Below are 18,562 nucleotides of genomic sequence, written 5' to 3'. Positions count from 1 at the left end.
GGTCATCCGGCACTCGCGCTGCATGGCATGACCCCCCTTTCTTCCAGCGCCTCGGCCGCACGGCCAGCTTCGGCATGTGCGGCTTTTGCCGCACGCATGCACACCTTTGGTGAATGGGCCGGCAGTCCCACCACCTTGGGCATTGCCGCCGGCCTGGGTATCTGGGCGGCCAGTGCCTGGCACCCCGCAGCCGCGCTGGCAGGCCTGGCCTGCAGCGCCTGGGGGGTGCTGGCCCACCGCAGGCATGCCCGGCACCTCCAACAGGTGCATGCGCAGCACAGTTCGCAGCGCCAAGGCCTGCAGGCCTTGGGCCACGAACTGCTGCCACTGTGGCGCCAGCACCTGGGCGCATCCCAAGGGCAGATGGAAACGGCCGTGACGCAGCTGACCCAGCGCTTTGCCAGCATCGTGGACCGGCTGGATCAGGCCATGCAGGCCTCCACCCTGTCCTCGCAGGCAGGGACCCAAGAGGGGGTGCAGGTGTTCCAGCACAGCCAGACGCAGTTGCAGGCCGTGCTGCAGGCCTTGCGCGCGTCGATCGATTGCAACCAGCAGTTGCACCAGCAGGTACAGGACCTGGAGCGCTACGTGCAGGAGTTGCAGGACATGGCGGCGGAGGTGGCTTCGATCGCCTCGCAGACCAACCTGCTGGCCATCAACGCGGCGATTGAAGCCGCCCACGCGGGCGAAGTCGGCCGTGGCTTCTCCGTGCTGTCGCAGGAGGTGCGCAAGCTGGCCGCCCTGTCCGGTGCCACGGGCCAGCGCATGACCCAGAAAGTCACGGCGATCACGCAGGCCATCAACCACACCCGCCTTCAGGCCGCTGACACGGCCGCGCAGCAGACTGCATCGCTGACCGCCTCCCAGGACAGCGTGGAGCAGGTGCTGACCCGCTTCCAGGGACTGACAGGGCAACTGACCGATGCCGCGCAGCTGCTGCAGGATGAAAGCCGGGGCATCCAGACCGAAATCGTGCAGTCGCTGGTCCAGTTGCAATTCCAGGACCGCGTCAGCCAGATGATGGGACACGTGGGCGACAGCCTGCAGCAGCTGGGCGCCCAGTTGCAGTCCGCCCAGGGGCTCGACATCCCCCACCTACTGGCCGCTCTGGAAAGCACCTACGCCATGGCCGAAGAGCGCCAGGCCCATGCCGCACAGCGCGGCCAGGCCGCCCCTCCCACGCCCACCCACGACAGCGATGCCGTGACCTTCTTCTGACCGCCCCCTGCCTGCTTGCTTTCTGAAAGTTGTACCGTGCCCAAGACCATCATGATCGTGGATGACTCCGCCTCGCTGCGCCAAGTGGTGTGCATTGCCTTGCGGGGCGCTGGCTATGAGGTGCTGGAAGCGCGGGATGGCCAGGATGCACTGGGCAAGCTCACCGGCCAGAAGGTGCACCTCATCGTCTCCGACGTGAACATGCCCAACCTGGACGGCATCGGCTTGGTCCAGGCGGTCAAGGCGTTGCCGGCTTACCGCTTCACCCCGGTCGTGATGCTGACCACCGAATCCCAGGCCGAGAAGAAGGCCCAGGCCCAGGCCGCAGGTGCCAAGGCCTGGGTGCTCAAGCCCTTCCACCCCACGCAACTGCTGACCGTCGTGCAAAAGCTGGTGCTGCCATGAACGAAGCCCCCGTGTTCACCATCGCGGGCGAGCTGAGCATCTACCGGGCAGCCGAACTGTGCCAGGCCTTGCAAGCCTGGCTGCCCCAGGTCCTGGCCTGCGGTAATGACGCCGTGCATCTGGACCTCGCCGAGGTGTCCGACATGGACACCGCCGGCCTGCAGCTGTTACTGGCACTGCAGCGCAGCGCAGAAGACGCCGGCGCCCGGCTGGCCTTGCAGTCAGCCAGCCCAACGGTCATGGAAGTGCTGCAACTGACCGCACTGGAACACCTGATCGCGCCTGCCGCGTCCACCGCACCATGAACCTGGACCACGCCTTGCACACCTTCATCGCGGAAAGCCGCGAGCTGCTGGCTGACATGGAAGCCAGCCTGCTGCACCTGCAGCCGGAGGCGCCCTCGCCCGACGCCATCCACGCCATCTTTCGCGCGGCCCACACCATCAAGGGCTCGGCCGGTTTGTTCGGGCTCGATCACGTGGTGGCCTTCACCCACGTGGCCGAAACCCTGTTGGACCAGGTCCGTTCGGCATGTGTTCCGCTGGATGTCGGCTTGATCGAGCTGCTGCTGGCCTGCTGCGACCACATGCACGCCCTGGTGAATGTCGTCGAGGCGCATGGCGCTGTCCAGGACCCACAGCTGCAGGCACGCAGCGACACCCTGGTGCAGGCCCTGCACGCCCGCAGCCTGGCGCCCAGCAAGTCCGTGCGGCCGCCCCAGACGGCCACCCCCGACCTGCCTGCCGAGACCGACGCACCCAGCTGCGCTTGGCAGATTGCGGCCCGGTTCGGTCCGGCCGTGCTGCAAAACGGCATGGACCCGCTGTCCTTTCTGCGTTACCTGCACACCCTGGGTCGGATCACCTATACCGAATTGCTGAGCCAGGCGGTACCAAACCTGCAGCAGCTGGATGCCGAGCAGTGCTACCTGGGCTTTGTCGTGCACCTGCACGGCCACGCCAGCCAGCAGGAGGTGGAGTCCGTGTTCGAGTTCGTGCGTGACGAATGCGAGCTGCAGGTCACGCCGCTCGCATCGCCACATGCTGCCCCCTGCCCCTCACAGCCCAGTGCGCAGGACAGCGCTGGTGGCGACAAGCCCCCCGCAAAAGCACTGCCCCATGCTCCCCCCAGCAACACCTGGCAGGATCTTGCCCAGGTCAACGTAGTGCCATCCGCGGAGGCCGTTGCCAGCGCGTCTGCAAGCACGACAGCCCCCCGCCAGGGCGAGCACGCCAGCCTCAGGGTCGATGCCCACAAGCTGGAGCAGCTCATCAACCTGGTCGGGGAACTGATCACCGCATCGGCCGGCGCCACCGAAGTGGCACGCCAGCTGCGCCAGAGCGAGATGCTGGAAGCCACCGCCACCGTCGCCGCGCTGGTCGAGCAGGTCCGCAACCATGCGCTGCAGCTGCGCATGGTGAAAATCGGCGGCAGCTTCAACAAGTTTCAGCGCATCGTGCACGACGTGGCACGCGAGCTGGGCAAGGACATCGCCCTGCACATCAGTGGCCAGGGCACCGAGCTGGACAAGACCGTGGTGGAGCGCATCGGCGACCCACTGACCCACCTGGTGCGCAACGCCATCGACCATGGGATCGAGCCGGCTGCCGTGCGCCTGGCCAACGGCAAGCCAGCACAGGGCTCCGTGTACCTGGACGCCCACCATGAGTCGGGCCACATCGTGATCGAAATTCGTGATGACGGCGCCGGCCTGGATCGCGAACGCATCCTCGCCAAGGCCGTGGAGCGGGGCCTGATCGAGCCGGGCCGTCAGTTGGGGGACAACGACATTGACGCCCTCATCTTCGAACCCGGCTTTTCCACCGCCACGCAGATCACCAGTCTGTCAGGGCGCGGTGTGGGCATGGACGTGGTGCGCAGCAACATCACGGCGCTGCGCGGCACGGTTGAGGTGCGCAGCGTGCCGGGTCAGGGCACGACGGTGCAAGTGCGCCTGCCGCTGACCCTGGCCATCATCGACGGCTTCCAGGTGCGCGTGGGCCACTCCGTGTTCGTGATTCCACTGGAAATGGTGGACGAATGCGTGGAATACCTGGGCACAGCAACGCAGCACTACACCGACCTGCGCGGCACGGTGCTGCCCTTTATTCGTCTGCGCCAGCACTTTGCCCTGCAGGGCCCTGGCAGTGCACGGCCCAACATCGTGGTCATCCAGCATGGCACCCAGCGTTTTGGGCTGCTGGTGGACGAACTGCTGGGCGAAGCCCAGGCCGTCATCAAGCCCCTGTCCCGCATCTTCCGACAGGCGCGGGGCATCAGCGGCTCCAGCATTTTGGGCAATGGCAAGGTGGCGCTGATTTTGGACATTGCCGCGCTGCATCAGCAGGTGTTGACCACTCGCCGCAGGGAAACCATCCCCTTCACGATGACTGCGCCCTGAGCGCCCGACTTTATTACCTCTTAATCCCTTCAAGGACAGGCATGTTTGCAAATATGCGCGTTGTGACGCGACTTGGCATTGGCTTTGGGCTGATGATTCTGATGCTGCTTGGCAGCTCCATGTTCGGGCTGGACCGTCTGCGTTCGGTGAGCGATCTGAGCGCACGGGTGATGGACGTGCACTACCCCCTCGCCTCGCTGAGCCGCGACATCATCGACGCCAACGACCGCACCAAGGTGCTGGTGCGCGACCTGGTGTTCGCGCACACGGATGTCGAGCTGTCCCGCGCACTGCAAACGCTAAATGCCGGGCGTGCCGACGTGGTCAAACACATCGCGCAACTCAACGACGCTGTCCAATCTGCTGAAGGCCGCCGCCTGCTGGAGCTGATCACCCAGAACTCGCACAAGCTCAATGCCCTGTACGAACAGATCACAGCCCTGGCCCAGGCGGACAAGGATGGTGCGCTGGCCCTGATTCGCGGCGAATACACCACCATCCAGGACCTGCAGACCCAGCACCTGCTGGACCTGTCGCGCCTCATTGCCACACGCATGCACGCGGCCAATGTCGAGGCCCAGAGCACCGCCCAGGCCACCCAGCAGATGCTGCTGTACATCGCCGTGGCGGCCATCGTCGTGGCCGTGCTGACCGCCTGGCTGATCGCACGCGGGCTGACACGCCTGCTGGGCGGCGAGCCGGCGTATGCCGCCGAGATCATGAACCGCATTGCCGCTGGCGATCTGGGCATGGAGGTGCAACTGCGCCAGAACGACAGCAGCAGCATGCTGCATGCCGTCAAACAGATGGTCGCCAAGCTGCAGCTGGTGGTCGGCGAGGTCAACAGCAGCTCCGAGGCGCTGGCCAGCGCCTCGGAAGAAGTCAGCGCCACCGCCCAGACCTTGAGCCAGGCTTCCAGCGAACAAGCGGCCGGGGTGGAAGAGACCAGCGCCACCATCGAGCAGGCGAATGCCTCGATCACGCAAAACACCGAAAACGCCAAGCTGACGGACAGCATGGCCGCGAAGGCCGCCCGCGATGCCGCCGAAGGGGGCCAGGCCGTCAAGGCCACCGCCACTGCCATGCAGCAGATTGCCCAGAAAATCAGCATCATCGACGACATCGCCTACCAGACCAACCTGCTGGCCCTGAACGCAGCCATCGAGGCCGCCCGTGCCGGTGAGCATGGCAAGGGCTTTGCCGTGGTGGCGGCCGAAGTGCGCAAGCTGGCCGAACGCAGCCAGGTGGCCGCGCAGGAAATCAGCGATGTGGCCACCTCCAGCGTGCAACTGTCCGAGCGGGCCGGCCAGCTCCTGGATGTGATGGTGCCCAACATCCAGAAGACCTCGGAACTGGTGCAGGAAATTGCTGCGGCCTCCGAAGAGCAGAGCAGCGGCATCGGCCAGATCAACCTGGCCATGGGGCAACTGAGCCAGGCCACCCAACAAAACGCCTCCAGTTCCGAAGAGCTGGCAGCCACGGCCGAGGAAATGAGCGCCCAGGCTGAGCAATTGCAGCAAGCCATTGCCTTCTTCCGGCTGAGCGGCCCTGCGGCCACTGCGCTGCACGCCCATCCACCGCGCACAGGCACAACCGCCAAACCCAAGGGCGCAACGCTGGCACGCGGCCCCATGGTGGCCCGCACCAGCGGCAAGACCCTGGACGAGTCTGATTTCGTCAAGTTCTGAGAGGACGGGCATGCACGCAAGCCAATCGTCCCCTGCCACCCCGGCCCTCCCCAGCCAGTACCTCACCTTCTTGCTGGGCGGTGAGGCCTATGCCCTGGGTATCCTGTCGATCAAGGAAATCATCGAATACACGCACATGACCGAGGTGCCGCTGATGCCGGCCTGCATCCGCGGGGTGATCAACCTGCGTGGTGCGGTGGTGCCGGTGATGGACCTGCAGGTCCGCTTCGGCCAGGCCACCAGCGCGGTGAGCAAGCGCACCTGCATCGTGATCGTGGAGCTGCCGGGCAGCGAAGGCCCCCACACCATGGGCGTGGTGGTGGACGCCGTCAGCGAGGTGCTGGAGATCGCCCCGCAGGACATCGAGCCACCGCCGGCCTTCGGCACCCACATCCGCACCGACTTCATCTCCGGCATCGGCAAGGTGCGGGGCCGGTTCGTCATCCTGCTGGACGTGCAGCGCGTGCTGGATCTGGACGAGCTGCAAACCCTCTCAGAATCGCTGGCAGCTGCGGAAAACGGTTAAGCTTGTCGTTTTAACGCCACCATGCCATTGACACACTCAGCCCCGTCATCGCTAGGTCTGCAGTCCATCATGGTGGTGGACGACAGTCCCGTGCAGCGCGACCACGCGGCGCAGTTGTGTCGCCAGCTCGGCATCGGCCTGATTTACGAGGCCTGCCACGGGGTCGAGGCCCTGGAGCAGTTGGCCATGCTGCGCCTCAAGCCCGATGTGATGCTGATCGACCTGCACATGCCCGTCATGGACGGGGTGGAACTGATCACGCAACTGCAGGACAAGGGCTGGAAGATCCCGATGCTGGTGGTGTCCAGCCAGCAGCAGGGCATCCTGAACGCGGTCCAGGAACTGAGCAGCACCCTGGGCCTGCCCATGCTGGGGTCGCTGCCCAAGCCCCTGCGCCAGGAGCAGCTGGAGTCCGCGCTGCAGCACTACAGCCAATGCCTCAAGGGCAATGTGCTGCAGTCCGGCCCGCGGCAGCCGCTGCCCATCAGCACCCAGGACCTGTGCCACGCCATCGACTGCGAGCACATCGACGTGCACTACCAGCCCAAGGTCGACATCCGCACGGGCCTGGTGCGCGGCATGGAAGTGCTGGCCCGCTGGACGCACCCCAGCCTGGGCCGCATCCCCCCCGACCAGTTCATTGCACTGGCCGAAAAGGAAGGCCTGATCTTCGACCTGACGCTGCGGGTGCTGCGCAAATCGATACGCCAGGCCGCTGCCTGGGTGCACATGGGCTTCACCCCCAAGCTGGCCATCAACCTCTCGCCCCTGCTGCTGGACAACCCCGGCATCGTGCAGGAGATCACCTCCCTGGTGGAAAGCAGTGCCATCAGCCCGTCCCAGGTGGTGCTGGAAATCACCGAAAGCGCGGGCGTGGAACACCTGGGCAAAGCGATTGCCGTGCTCACCCGCCTGCGGCTCAAGGGCTTCGGGCTGTCCATCGATGACTACGGCACCGGTTTCTCGTCCATGCAGCAGTTGGCGCGCCTGCCCTTCTCGGAGCTGAAGATCGACCGCAGCTTTGTGCACGGCGCGCACCAGCGCCGCAACCTGGGCGTGATTCTGGAGTCGGCGCTGGACATGGCCAAGCGCCTGGAGCTGGTCTCCGTGGCCGAAGGCATCGAGACCATGGAAGACTGGCGCCTGCTGCAACGCTGCGGTTGTGCCGTCGGCCAGGGCTACCTGATTGCCCGGCCCATGCCGGCGCAGGACATCCCGGCCTGGCTGCGCAGCCACCGCGCCCGCCTGCCCGAATTGCGCCTGCCGCCCTCGCCCGCCCTGGCGCCGGCCCTCACGCCCCTGGATTGAGCACGCACGCTCCTCGGCGATGGCCGCATGCCACCCGACCGGACCGTGAACTGGCGCACAATGTGGGGAACACCTGCGGGTGCCGTCTCCCCATGCCTCTCAAGCCACCTGTCGTGCTGCGTGCAGCCATTGAATGACCATGACCCAAGCTTCCCCCACCACCTCTGCCCACACGCCCCCCCGCCTGACCTCCCTGTCGCACGGCGGCGGCTGCGGCTGCAAGATTGCTCCCGGCGTTCTGGCCAAGCTGATCGGCCAGAGCACCCTGCCCAAGCAGTTCTTCCCGGACCTGCTGGTGGGGACGGAAACCGCCGACGATGCCGCGGTCTACCGCATCAACGATGAACAGGCCATCGTCGCCACCACCGACTTCTTCATGCCCATCGTGGACGATCCGCGCGACTTTGGCCGGATTGCCGCCACCAATGCGCTCAGCGACATCTACGCCATGGGCGGCACGCCCCTGATGGCGCTGGCCATCGTCGGCATGCCCATCAACGTGCTGCCGCACGAGACCATCGCCGCCATCCTGGAAGGCGGAGCCTCCATCTGCCAGGAAGCCGGCATTCCCCTGGCCGGCGGGCATTCGATCGACTCGGTCGAACCGATTTACGGCCTGGTCGGCATTGGCATCGTCAACCCCCAGCACATCAAGCGCAACGCCGACGCCCAGGCTGGCGACGTGCTGGTGCTGGGCAAGCCTCTGGGCGTGGGCATCCAGTCGGCCGCGCTGAAGAAGAATCTGCTGGATGCCGCCGGCTACCAAGCCATGGTGGCGGCCACCACCCAGCTGAACCGCCCCGGCGCAGCACTGTCGCAACTGGCCGGCGTGCACGCCCTGACCGATGTGACCGGCTTCGGCCTGCTGGGCCACAGCCTGGAACTGGCACGCGGCGCACAGCTGACGGCCCACCTGGACATGCAGGCCCTGCCCGTGCTGCCCGGCGTCATGGAACTGGCGCAGCAAGGCGTGTTCACCGGCGCGTCCGGCCGCAACTGGGCCTCGTACGGCGACGCCGTGCAACTGGCCAGCAGCATCACCGATGCCCAGCGCGCCCTGCTGACCGATCCGCAGACCTCCGGCGGCCTGCTGGTGTCCTGCACCCCCGAAACGGTGGACCAGGTGCTGGACATCTTCCGCAGCAGCGGCTTTGCCCAAGCCGCCGTCGTGGGTCGCATGCAAGCCGGCGCGGCCCAGGTGCACGTGGCCTGACGCCAGCGTTCACACAGCGCCCATGCCCAAGCCCCGGGTGGCAGCACCCGGGGCTTTTTTTGTCTCTACTCCTGGGCCGGCTTCAGGCCAGCGTCTTGCGCTGTATCCAGGCACTGGCCTGGTCCACGGCATAGGCCAGCGCACCGTCCGCCGACTCGAACACCGGGGTGAAGGTGAACAGGCGCTGGTAGCGCGCCGCGCCAGCGCCGCTGTCGATGCGCAATTGCGACACAAAGCCCGGCCCGTCCGTGGGCTGTGCATGCGGCACAAAGGTGAAGCGGTCCATGGTGATGCCCGGATGGGCGGCGGCGTGTTGGCGGTGCATGCTGGGAATCCTTGGTGACCGGGCTGCCACATCGGCAGCCCGCGCGGGCCATCCTGGGCGCGCGGGTGTTCAACATCTGGGCTGTGGACAGCAGCTTAGGGCCTGCCTGTGACAGACTGATTACATAAAAAAAAGGAGCACCCTGCGCTGGTACTCCCTCACCTTCCATAATCAACACACCTGAAAGCTTCGCTAAACCAGCGCAGGCCGCTACTCAAATAACAGCATCCGTGGCAGCAGCACCGGGCGAGGTGGCATGGCCCAGCACCTCACGGCAGCTCTGCAGCCAATCGTGCATGGCCGCATCAAAGGCGTTGCGCGGCTGCAGCAGCTGTGGCCAGCGCCGCACACAGGCGGCGATGCAATGGTTGACCTGCCACAGCGCCTCTTTGTTGATCAGCACCAGCTCGCCCATGCTGGAGGGGTCCTCCTCGAACATGCGCAGCCAGTCCGCCTGCTGGCGCGGGTGCGAGCCCGATTCGGCCAGGGATTTTTCCAGCGCCTGCATGCGCAGGTCCACGTACACGCCAGCGCGCCCACCGGGCAGGGCCTGCCACTGCGATGGGAACTTGCGCTTGCACACCGTCCAGTGCTGGAACACGGCACCCAGGGTGGCGATCACCTCGCGCACCTCGGCGCTGGTGTGCGTGACCGCCGTGGCCGCTGCCGGCACGGCCTGCGCCAGCAGCGCAAACACGTGCTGTGTCAGCACTGCGTCAAAGCGGCTGTGGTTCATGCGCAGCATCAGCGACAGGCGCTGCGCCGGCATGTCCGAAAACTTGCTGTAAAAGGCCGCAACCACTTCGGCCAGCATCAGAATGCGCCCCCAGGCCCCCACCTCGCTCCCTTGGATCTGGCGCGGATAGCCGCTGCCATCCAGGCGTTCATGGTGCTCCAGCACGGCATCAGCCACCGCCTGGGGGTAGACCTTGGCGCCCTGCACCACCAGCATGGCGGTGATGGAATGCGCGGCCAGCTGTCGGTGCTCCTGCGGTGTCAGCTTGTGCCGGGGGTTCAACCAGTTGGGCGGCATATAGAGCATGCCCACGTCGTGCAGCAGCGCCGCCGCCGCCAGGTCCGCGCACTCCGCAGGCTCCATGCCCTGCTGCACCCCCAGAAAGACCGCCACCATCATCATCAGCACGCTGTGCTCGAACAGCTCCGGCATCTGGTGGCGCATCACCGTCATCTTGAAGCTGGCCGGCTGGGGCCACTTCAAATGCCGCAGCGCCTCCAGCAGCAGGTGGTGGCGCTCGCCCATGTGCTGCGCCAGCAACTGGCCCAGTGGCGTCGAGCCGGACAGCAGCAGCACCTGGGCTTCCAAGCAGGCGCGGTCCACCGCATTGCGGGTGCTCAGCTGCTCATCGATCGATGTCGCCAGCCGGTGCTGGATCAATTGCTCGTACAGGCGGCTGTCGATGCGCCCGCCCTTGTCCAGCAGCTTGATGCCGCTTTCGGAGTAGATCGCGCTGTCGGCCACCACCTCCTGGCTGTCGGCCATGCCGGTGACGGCGCGCAGGAAGTGCGCGTCGTTGTGCAGGGACGACGCATTCAAAAGCAAAGAGGCAGCATCCGCTGTGGCCGAATTCATCCGTAAAAAGCAAGTTGCGACGGTGCCGATGTTAGTGGATTCCCCAAGTCAAAAAGCCCGCACCGGACTGGGTGCGGGCTTGACAGTCGTCAAAAACCGGCGCTCAGCGCAGCAAGGTCACCCCGGTCTTGGACTGGATCTCCTCGAAACTCACGCCCTCGGCCAGCTCCACCAGACGCAGGCCCTGGGGCGTGACGTCCATCACGCCCAGGTCGGTGATGATGCGGTCCACCACGCCCACGCCGGTCAGCGGCAGGCTGCAGTGCGGCAGGATCTTCAGGTCGGTGGTGCCATCCTTCTTCTTGGCCACGTGTTCCATCAGCACGATGACGCGCTTGACACCGGCCACCAGGTCCATGGCGCCGCCCATGCCCTTGACCATCTTGCCGGGGATCATCCAGTTGGCCAGGTCGCCCTGCTCAGACACCTGCATGGCGCCCAGGATGGACAGATTGATCTTGCCGCCACGGATCATGGCGAACGACTGGTCCGAGCCAAAGATGGCAGAACCGGGGATGGTGGTCACGGTCTGCTTGCCGGCATTGATCAGGTCGGCATCGACCTGGTCTTCGGTCGGGAAGGGGCCGATGCCCAGCATGCCGTTCTCCGACTGCAGCCACACTTCCTTGTGGCCCGTGTGGTTGGCCACCAGGGTGGGGATGCCGATACCGAGGTTGACGTAGAAGCCGTCTTCGAGTTCCTGGGCCGCGCGCGCGGCCATCTGGTCTTGGGCCCAAGGCATGACAGCTCCTTATTGCTTTTCGGTGATGGTGCGCTTTTCGATGCGCTTTTCCGGCGTGGCGTTGTGCACGATGCGGTGCACATAGATGCCGGGCAGGTGGATGTCGTCGGGCGCGATCTCGCCAATCTCGACCACTTCCTCGACCTCCACGATGCAGACCTTGCCGCAGGTGGCCGCTGCTGGGTTGAAGTTGCGCGCCGTCAGGCGGAACTGCAGGTTGCCGCTCTTGTCGGCGCGCCAGGCCTTGACCAGGGACACATCGGCCACGATGGCACGTTCCATCACATAGGTTTCGCCGTCGAACTCGCGCAGCTCCTTGCCCTCGGCCACCTGCGTGCCCACGCCGGTCTTGGTGAAGAAGGCGGGAATGCCAGCGCCACCGGCACGCATCTTCTCGGCCAGCGTGCCTTGCGGCGTGAATTCCAGTTCCAGCTCGCCCGCCAGGTACTGGCGCTCGAACTCCTTGTTCTCACCCACGTAGCTGGCGATCATCTTCTTGATCTGGCGGGTTTCCAGCAGCTTGCCCAGGCCAAAGCCATCGACGCCGGCATTGTTCGAGGCGATCGTCAGGTCCTTGACACCGCTGTCGCGCAGGGCATCAATCAGTGCCTCGGGGATACCGCACAGGCCAAAGCCGCCAACCGCCAGCAATTGCCCATCGGCCACCACGCCTTGCAAGGCCGCCGCCGCAGAGGGATAGAGTTTTTTCACGTTGTCTCCTATTGATCTTGAGCCACTTGCAACGATACTACGTAGCTACGTACGTAGTATTTCTTAAAGTCTTACCCACATGAACCTGGACCACCGTTTGGCATTCGATCTGGCGCCCGTCGGGCTGGTGATCTCCCGCAACCGCATCATGGTCGACTGCAACCAGCATGTGTGCGAGATGTTCGCCACCTCGCGCGAATTGCTGATCGGCCAATCCTTCCAGGTGCTCTACCCCTCGGCCGATGAATACGAACGCCTCGGGGCCCACATGGCGCCCATTCTGAATGCCAAAGGCTTTTACGCCGACAACCGCATCATGAAGCGGGGCACGGGCGAAACCTTCTGGTGCCACGTCAGCGGCCGGGCCCTGGACCGCAGCGAACCCCACGCGGCGGGCATCTGGAGCTTCGAGGACCTCTCGGCCCAGCGCCCCGTCAAGGCCGAACTCACTGGCCGCGAACGCGAAGTGGCTGCGCGCCTGCTGGAGGGGCTGACGTCCAAGGAAATTGGCCGGGCCCTGAACATCAGCCACCGCACCGTGGAAATCTACCGTGCCCGGCTGATGCGCAAGTACTGCGCCTCAACCGCTGCAGACCTGGTCCACAAACTGCTGGCCGGCTGAGGGCTGCTCTAACCCTGCTCGACCTGTTCCCCCGGCCACGACAGGGCCACAGGCGCGCGACCTGACTTCAGCCCCATCGCACACTGTATGTTGCCCTGCAGCACAGCCGCCGCTGGTGTCGGCCAATCCCGTGATTTGACTGGGCACCCTTGTGGGTGCCTTGGCGGTCTTCTAAGCTTTTTGCACAGCACGCGCACGGGGCTGCGCCGTTGCTTGTCGACACCCAGGTTCCGCGCCGCACCCCGCACTGGCTCAGCGGGCCTGGACTGCCCGACAACCGGCCGTGTGAACGGGGATGAAGACGCAGCCTATGGCGCAGCTAAGAAAAATCAATAGCAAAAATCGCCCGCTTTGCCTGCAACCAGGGATAATTCGAGACATAAATTGCATATAGCTATTGATTTTACAAGTTTAATATCAATTATTAATTGATATTGTGCCCCCCCCGAAACCGTCGACTTGTCGGCCTCGCAGAAACGGAGATTACCCATGACCACTGAATCCAAGTGCCCCTTCCACCAAGCCAACAGCGGCACCGCTGCCAAGGGCGGTGGCACCACCAACCGTGACTGGTGGCCGAACCAGCTGCGCGTGGATCTGCTGAGCCAGCACTCCGCCAAAAGCAACCCCATGGACGAAGGCTTCAACTACGCACAAGCCTTCCAGCAACTGGACTACGAAGGCCTCAAGCGCGACCTGCGCGCGCTGATGACCGACTCCCAGGACTGGTGGCCTGCCGACTTCGGACACTATGGTCCCCAGTTCATCCGCATGGCATGGCACGCCGCCGGCACCTACCGCATGCAGGATGGCCGTGGAGGTGCCGGTCGCGGCCAGCAACGCTTCGCCCCGCTGAACAGCTGGCCTGACAACGTCAACATCGACAAGTCGCGCCGCCTGCTGTGGCCCATCAAGCAGAAATACGGCAACAAAATTTCCTGGGGCGATCTGATGATCCTGTGCGGCAACGTCGCGCTGGAAACCATGGGCTTTCGCACGTTCGGCTTTGCCGGTGGTCGCGTCGACACCTGGGAACCCGATCAGGACGTGTACTGGGGTGCGGAAAAAGAATGGCTGGCGACCAGTGACAAGCCCAACAGCCGCTACAGCGGCGACCGCGATCTGGAGAACCCCTTGGCTGCGGTGCAGATGGGCCTGATCTACGTCAACCCCGAAGGCCCGGACGGCAATGGCGACCCACTGTCGGCCGCCCGCGACATCCGCGAGACTTTTGCCCGCATGGCCATGGACGATGAAGAGACCGTCGCCCTGATCGCCGGTGGCCACACCTTCGGCAAGACCCACGGCGCAGGGCCGGCCAGCCACGTCGGCACCGACCCCGAGGCTTCCGGCCTGGAAGCCCAGGGCCTGGGCTGGGCCAGCAGCTTTGGCAGCGGCCACGGTGGCGACACCATCACCTCTGGCCTGGAAGTGACCTGGACGCAAACCCCCGCACAGTGGGGCAACTACTTCTTCGAGAACCTGTTCAAGTACGAATGGGTCAAGACCCACAGCCCCGCCGGCGCCATCCAGTGGGTGGCCAAGGATGCCGCAGACGTCATCCCCGACGCCCATGGCGGCCCGAACAAGAAGCCCACCATGCTGACCACCGACCTGTCGCTGCGCATGGACCCGGCCTACGAAAAGATTTCGCGCCGCTTCCTGGAAAATCCCCAGGCTTTTGCCGAAGCCTTTGCCCGCGCCTGGTTCAAGCTGACCCACCGCGACATGGGTCCGCGTGCACGCTACCTGGGCCCCGAAGTGCCCAAGGAAGAGCTGATCTGGCAGGACCCCGTGCCCGCCGTCAACCACCCGTTGGTGAATGCCGCCGACGTGGCCGCACTGAAGGCCAAACTGCTGGCCTCCGGCCTGAGCGTGCAGGAGCTGGTGGGCACGGCCTGGGCCGCGGCTTCAACCTTCCGGGGTTCGGACATGCGCGGCGGTGCCAACGGGGCCCGCATCCGCCTGGCCCCGCAGAAGGACTGGGCCGTCAATCACCCTGTCCAGTTGGCCAAGGTCCTGGCCGTGCTGGAAGGCATCCAGCGCGAGTTCAACAAAGCTGCCGAGGGCGACAAGCGCATCTCTTTGGCCGACCTGATCGTGCTGGGTGGCTGCGCCGGTGTGGAACAGGCCGCCGCCGATGCCGGCACGCAGATCTCGGTACCGTTCACCCCCGGTCGCACCGACGCCAGTGCCGAACAAACCGATGCCGCATCGTTCAATGTGCTGGAACCTGTGGCCGATGGCTTCCGCAACTTCCAGAAGCAGGCTTTCGCAGCGCCGGCCGAGGCCTTGCTGATCGACAAGGCACAACTGCTGACGCTGACCGCCCCCGAAATGACGGTGCTGCTCGGCGGCCTGCGTGCCATCAACATCAACACCGATGGCAGTGAGCACGGTGTGCTGACCGCAACCCCCGGCAAGCTGACGAACGATTTCTTCGTCAACCTGCTGGACATGGGCACCAAGTGGAAGGCCCTGGACGATGGCACCTACGAAGGCGTGTGCCGCAAGACCGGCGCCAAGAAGTGGACCGGTACCCGTGTGGACCTGGTGTTTGGCTCCAACGCCATCCTGCGCGCACTGGCCGAGGTGTATGCCGAGGCAGGTTCCAGCAGCAAATTCATCCACGACTTCGTGGCCGCCTGGACCAAGGTCATGGAACTGGACCGCTTTGACCTGAAGAAGTGAGACACCGCCCTGGGGTCCCGGCCCCAGCGCTGGCCCGCTCCAACCGCGCCCTTCGGGGCGCTTTTTCATGGCGGCGTGCACCCACGGTGCCAGGCAACGCGGGGTTTGCCTTGCATCAAGCGGCGCTGCCGCCGCAGACCACGCGCCGCGCCTGGCTTGAACAGCCCTCCGTTTCTGGCGTATGGTGGACCTGTGCACCACCGCTGCACAGGCCTGTCCGAGGGTGGTGTGCTCTCCTGCAACACAGGGACAGGCCCGGATCCTCATTCATGCAGATCACTTTTCATGGCGCCGCCCAGCAAGTCACGGGATCGTGTTTTCTGGTGGAGGCGGCGGACTGCCGTTTCCTGATTGATTGCGGCATGGTCCAGGGCAACCGCGAAGCCCGGGAGCGCAATTACGAACCCTTTGCTTTCGACCCCCGACGCATCGATTTTGTGCTGCTGAGCCATGCACACATCGACCACAGCGGCATGCTGCCGCGTCTGGCCATGCAGGGCTTCAGCGGGCCGATCTTCACCACGCCGGCCACCCTGGACCTGGTCGACGTCCTGCTCAAGGACAGCGCCCACATCCAGGAAACGGATTTTGAACGCAGCACCCAGCGGGCCAGCAAGTCCAACGTGCGACACCGCCACCACAAGATACTGCCCCCGCTGTACACGCTGCGCGATGTGAACCACTGCCTGCGGCTGTTCCACACCGTGGACTACGACACCGAGTTTGCGCCGCATGCCTCGGTCAAGGTGCGCTTTCGTGACGCGGGGCACATCCTGGGCTCGGCCATCCTGGAAGTCTGGCTGACCGACGAACAGGGGCACACCCGCAAGCTGGTGGCCAGCGGCGACCTGGGGCAGCCGGGGCGGCCCATCCTGCGCGACCCGACGCCGATTGACAGTGCCGATGTGCTGCTGATCGAGTCCACCTATGGCGACCGCCTGCACAAAGACATGCCGTCCACCCTCGACGAGCTGGTCGAGGTGGTCCAGCGCACGGTCGCCAAGGGGAATGTGGTGATTCCCGCCTTCGCCGTCGGCCGCACCCAGGAGTTGCTCTATGAATTCCTGAAGTTGTCCTCGCAGGGGCGGCTGGGACCGCTGGACATCTTCATCGACTCGCCGATGGCGATTGCCGCCACGGAAGTCACCCGCAAGCATTTCACGCTGTTTGACGACGAAGCCCGCGAGCTGTTTGCGCAAGCCAAGCAACTGACCCAGCAGTTGCGCATCCATTTCGTGAGCGATGTCCAAGAATCGATCAAGCTCACGCGCGTGCGGGCCGGGGCCGTCATCATCTCGGCCAGCGGCATGTGCGATGCCGGGCGGGTGATCCACCACCTGCACCAGAACCTGGGGCGCCGCGAATGCGCCGTGGTGATTGCCGGCTTCCAGGCCCAGGGCACGCTGGGGCGGCGGCTGGTCGATGGCGAGCGCCATGTGCGCCTGCTGGGTGACGACATCGAAGTCCAGGCATCGATCCACACCCTGGGTGGCTTCTCGGCCCACGCCGACCAACGGGCGCTGCTGGACTGGGCCCGGGCTTTTGAGCGGCCCCCGGCCAAGACCTATGTCATCCATGGTGAGGCCCAGGCCTCGCAGGCGCTGGCCTCGGCACTGCGCCAGCAACAGGGCTGGGGCACCAGCGAGGTGGTCGTACCCAGCCACGGTAGCGCGTACGCCCTGTGAGTGCCATGCCAGTGGCCTGGCGCTGAGGGCAAGCCGCCTGGGCGCCGACAATACGCACCACGGCGGCAGGCACGGCGCCAGCGCCGCAGTCCGGACGCGCTCTCAGTTCAGCGCCAGATCGTCGTCCACGGCCACCTGCAGGTGCAAGATAGTGAAGTACAGGGCCACATCGCCTTGCTGGTCGATGAACGTGCCCACCGCGCGCTGCAGGCGCCCGGCAATGCACAGGCACTCGGTCGCCTCCGGGCGGCCGCCCTGGATGCGCGGGGTCGTCAACAGTGCCAGATGGTGGTCACGCCCGAATTCATGCACCACTTCCAGCGCCTGGCCGTGCACGGGCGGAATGGCCTCGTTGGCCCAGCTCCAGACAAAGCTGCCTTCGCGCTCGCTGGTCGTACCCACCAGGCAGACGGTAGCCACCACCTCGTGCAACGGCCCTTCAAACACCAGCAGCGCACGCTCCAGATCCCAGCGGTAGGCCGGCTTGTCCTGCAGGCCAAACTGCCGCGGCCACTCGGCGTTGCGGGCCACCATGGTCTCGACCGCCTCGCGACTCCAGGCCGCCCAATCGGTCGCTTCGTGTGCGTCACTCATTCCAGATTCCATCTTTTTGCAATAGGCATGATTGTCAGGCAGGAGTGCACGCCTTCTCGCTATGCTGGGGTTTGCCACCCCACTGCCCAAGGCCGGCGGAGTGCAGACACCCCCCATTTCAAGAACGACGGAGACTTTGACCATGCCAGCGGTACGCTACCCTTTTCCAGACCTGAACAGCCTGCCCGCCGACATCCGCGAGCGCATCCTGCAGGTACAGGACAAAGCCGGATTCATTCCAAATGTTTTCCTGGCCCTGGCCCGCCGGCCGGCCGAATGGCGTGCCTTTTTGCCTACCACGATGCGCTGATGCTCAAAGAGAAAGGCAGCCTGACCAAGGGTGAGCGCGAGATGATCGTCACCGCCACCAGCGCCGCCAACCAGTGCCTGTACTGCGTGGTGGCCCACGGTGCCATCCTGCGCATTTACGAAAAGCAGCCACAGCTGGCCGACCAGGTGGCCGTGAACTACCGCAAGGCCGACATCACCCCACGCCAGCGTGCCATGCTGGACTTCGCCATGAAGGTCTGCCAACGCAGCCACGAGATCGAAGACGAAGACTTTGCCCTGCTGCACGCCCACGGCCTGGACGACGAAGATATCTGGGACATTGCCGCGATCACGGCCTTCTTCGGGCTGTCCAACCGCATGGCCAGTTTCAGCAACATGCTGCCCAACCCGGAGTTCTTCACCATGGGCCGCCAGCCCAGGACCGCAGGCTGAGCCTGCCCCGCCACCACGGCCCCTGCGGGGGGGCCACAGCGCCACGCTGGGTTACATAAAATTTATAGCGCCTAGCGCTTACTGGACAAGCGCTAGAGGAATTTTTCACTCCAAACACG

16 protein-coding genes and 1 pseudogene are annotated in these 18,562 nt (G+C 65.1%); 12 read left to right on the top strand and 5 right to left on the bottom strand.

Annotated features, from left to right (window positions below; translation table 11 throughout):
• The first annotated feature begins 27 nt into the window (after nucleotides 1-27).
• The 8 genes from SJH88_RS01325 to selD all read left to right on the top strand — a co-directional run bounded on the left by SJH88_RS01325 (nucleotide 28) and on the right by selD (nucleotide 8,759).
• Nucleotides 28-1,218 (top strand): methyl-accepting chemotaxis protein, encoded by a 1,191-nt coding sequence (locus SJH88_RS01325; protein WP_274753398.1) that lies wholly within the window; start codon nucleotides 28-30, stop codon nucleotides 1,216-1,218.
• 36 nt (nucleotides 1,219-1,254) lie between these two features.
• The gene (locus SJH88_RS01320; protein WP_274753397.1) at nucleotides 1,255-1,623 is read left to right on the top strand and encodes a response regulator; all 369 of its coding nucleotides are present in this window, start codon (nucleotides 1,255-1,257) and stop codon (nucleotides 1,621-1,623) included.
• Nucleotides 1,620-1,928, top strand: a complete 309-nt coding sequence (locus SJH88_RS01315; protein WP_210930778.1) for an STAS domain-containing protein — start codon at nucleotides 1,620-1,622, stop codon at nucleotides 1,926-1,928. Before SJH88_RS01320 ends, SJH88_RS01315 begins: the two co-directional genes overlap by 4 nt.
• A complete protein-coding gene (locus tag SJH88_RS01310; protein WP_274753396.1) occupies nucleotides 1,925-4,024 on the top strand; it encodes a chemotaxis protein CheA in 2,100 nt (699 codons plus the stop codon). Before SJH88_RS01315 ends, SJH88_RS01310 begins: the two co-directional genes overlap by 4 nt.
• Before the next feature lie 41 nt (nucleotides 4,025-4,065).
• Entirely contained in the window at nucleotides 4,066-5,712 is a 1,647-nt protein-coding gene (locus SJH88_RS01305; RefSeq protein ID WP_274753395.1) for a methyl-accepting chemotaxis protein, read from the top strand.
• Between the two features lie 10 nt (nucleotides 5,713-5,722).
• The gene (locus SJH88_RS01300; protein WP_043377987.1) at nucleotides 5,723-6,238 is read left to right on the top strand and encodes a chemotaxis protein CheW; all 516 of its coding nucleotides are present in this window, start codon (nucleotides 5,723-5,725) and stop codon (nucleotides 6,236-6,238) included.
• Nucleotides 6,239-6,259: 21 nt separating this feature from the next.
• Nucleotides 6,260-7,546 (top strand): EAL domain-containing response regulator, encoded by a 1,287-nt coding sequence (locus SJH88_RS01295; RefSeq protein WP_043377989.1) that lies wholly within the window; start codon nucleotides 6,260-6,262, stop codon nucleotides 7,544-7,546.
• A 139-nt stretch (nucleotides 7,547-7,685) separates the two neighbouring features.
• Nucleotides 7,686-8,759 (top strand): selenide, water dikinase SelD, encoded by a 1,074-nt coding sequence (selD, locus tag SJH88_RS01290; RefSeq protein WP_045267865.1) that lies wholly within the window; start codon nucleotides 7,686-7,688, stop codon nucleotides 8,757-8,759.
• A gap of 82 nt (nucleotides 8,760-8,841) precedes the next feature.
• Here selD and SJH88_RS01285 read toward each other — a convergent pair whose 3' ends face one another.
• The 4 genes from SJH88_RS01285 to SJH88_RS01270 all read right to left on the bottom strand — a co-directional run bounded on the left by SJH88_RS01285 (nucleotide 8,842) and on the right by SJH88_RS01270 (nucleotide 12,128).
• The gene (locus SJH88_RS01285; RefSeq protein WP_274753394.1) at nucleotides 8,842-9,084 is read right to left on the bottom strand and encodes a hypothetical protein; all 243 of its coding nucleotides are present in this window, start codon (nucleotides 9,082-9,084) and stop codon (nucleotides 8,842-8,844) included.
• 214 nt (nucleotides 9,085-9,298) lie between these two features.
• Nucleotides 9,299-10,639, bottom strand: coding sequence for an HD-GYP domain-containing protein (locus tag SJH88_RS01280; protein ID WP_274753393.1), 1,341 nt, complete (start codon nucleotides 10,637-10,639; stop codon nucleotides 9,299-9,301).
• A 139-nt stretch (nucleotides 10,640-10,778) separates the two neighbouring features.
• On the bottom strand, nucleotides 10,779-11,417 hold the full coding sequence (locus tag SJH88_RS01275; protein ID WP_274753392.1) for a 3-oxoacid CoA-transferase subunit B: 639 nt from the start codon (nucleotides 11,415-11,417) through the stop codon (nucleotides 10,779-10,781).
• A 9-nt stretch (nucleotides 11,418-11,426) separates the two neighbouring features.
• Nucleotides 11,427-12,128, bottom strand: a complete 702-nt coding sequence (locus SJH88_RS01270) for a CoA transferase subunit A (protein ID WP_234688211.1) — start codon at nucleotides 12,126-12,128, stop codon at nucleotides 11,427-11,429.
• Nucleotides 12,129-12,207: 79 nt separating this feature from the next.
• Here SJH88_RS01270 and SJH88_RS01265 point away from each other — a divergent pair, with 79 nt between their 5' ends.
• The 3 genes from SJH88_RS01265 (at nucleotide 12,208) to SJH88_RS01255 (ending at nucleotide 17,126) form a co-directional block, all read left to right on the top strand.
• The gene (locus SJH88_RS01265) at nucleotides 12,208-12,750 is read left to right on the top strand and encodes a PAS and helix-turn-helix domain-containing protein (protein WP_042412684.1); all 543 of its coding nucleotides are present in this window, start codon (nucleotides 12,208-12,210) and stop codon (nucleotides 12,748-12,750) included.
• Between the two features lie 489 nt (nucleotides 12,751-13,239).
• A complete protein-coding gene (katG, locus tag SJH88_RS01260) occupies nucleotides 13,240-15,441 on the top strand; it encodes a catalase/peroxidase HPI (protein ID WP_274753391.1) in 2,202 nt (733 codons plus the stop codon).
• 269 nt (nucleotides 15,442-15,710) lie between these two features.
• A complete protein-coding gene (locus SJH88_RS01255; protein ID WP_274753390.1) occupies nucleotides 15,711-17,126 on the top strand; it encodes an MBL fold metallo-hydrolase RNA specificity domain-containing protein in 1,416 nt (471 codons plus the stop codon).
• Between the two features lie 102 nt (nucleotides 17,127-17,228).
• Here SJH88_RS01255 and SJH88_RS01250 read toward each other — a convergent pair whose 3' ends face one another.
• On the bottom strand, nucleotides 17,229-17,720 hold the full coding sequence (locus SJH88_RS01250) for a DUF6882 domain-containing protein (protein ID WP_274753389.1): 492 nt from the start codon (nucleotides 17,718-17,720) through the stop codon (nucleotides 17,229-17,231).
• A gap of 142 nt (nucleotides 17,721-17,862) precedes the next feature.
• On the opposite strand from SJH88_RS01250, the pseudogene SJH88_RS01245 reads away from it, so the two are divergent.
• Nucleotides 17,863-18,443: pseudogene (locus tag SJH88_RS01245) on the top strand (peroxidase-related enzyme).
• Nucleotides 18,444-18,562: the final 119 nt, after the last annotated feature.

This window comes from Comamonas sp. GCA5, assembly GCF_036541385.1.
Lineage (GTDB): Bacteria > Pseudomonadota > Gammaproteobacteria > Burkholderiales > Burkholderiaceae_C > Comamonas > Comamonas aquatica.
This window is presented reverse-complemented; position numbering and strand designations above follow the sequence as displayed.

Coding starts and splice junctions, on each gene's coding strand:
- SJH88_RS01325 (WP_274753398.1), top strand. CDS start 28: ATGACCCCCCTTTCTTCCAGCGCCTCGGCCGCACGGCCAGCTTCGGCA.
- SJH88_RS01315 (WP_210930778.1), top strand. CDS start 1,620: ATGAACGAAGCCCCCGTGTTCACCATCGCGGGCGAGCTGAGCATCTAC.
- SJH88_RS01310 (WP_274753396.1), top strand. CDS start 1,925: ATGAACCTGGACCACGCCTTGCACACCTTCATCGCGGAAAGCCGCGAG.
- SJH88_RS01305 (WP_274753395.1), top strand. CDS start 4,066: ATGTTTGCAAATATGCGCGTTGTGACGCGACTTGGCATTGGCTTTGGG.
- SJH88_RS01300 (WP_043377987.1), top strand. CDS start 5,723: ATGCACGCAAGCCAATCGTCCCCTGCCACCCCGGCCCTCCCCAGCCAG.
- SJH88_RS01295 (WP_043377989.1), top strand. CDS start 6,260: ATGCCATTGACACACTCAGCCCCGTCATCGCTAGGTCTGCAGTCCATC.
- selD (WP_045267865.1), top strand. CDS start 7,686: ATGACCCAAGCTTCCCCCACCACCTCTGCCCACACGCCCCCCCGCCTG.
- SJH88_RS01285 (WP_274753394.1), bottom strand. CDS start 9,084: ATGCACCGCCAACACGCCGCCGCCCATCCGGGCATCACCATGGACCGC.
- SJH88_RS01275 (WP_274753392.1), bottom strand. CDS start 11,417: ATGCCTTGGGCCCAAGACCAGATGGCCGCGCGCGCGGCCCAGGAACTC.
- SJH88_RS01265 (WP_042412684.1), top strand. CDS start 12,208: ATGAACCTGGACCACCGTTTGGCATTCGATCTGGCGCCCGTCGGGCTG.
- katG (WP_274753391.1), top strand. CDS start 13,240: ATGACCACTGAATCCAAGTGCCCCTTCCACCAAGCCAACAGCGGCACC.
- SJH88_RS01255 (WP_274753390.1), top strand. CDS start 15,711: ATGCAGATCACTTTTCATGGCGCCGCCCAGCAAGTCACGGGATCGTGT.
- SJH88_RS01250 (WP_274753389.1), bottom strand. CDS start 17,720: ATGAGTGACGCACACGAAGCGACCGATTGGGCGGCCTGGAGTCGCGAG.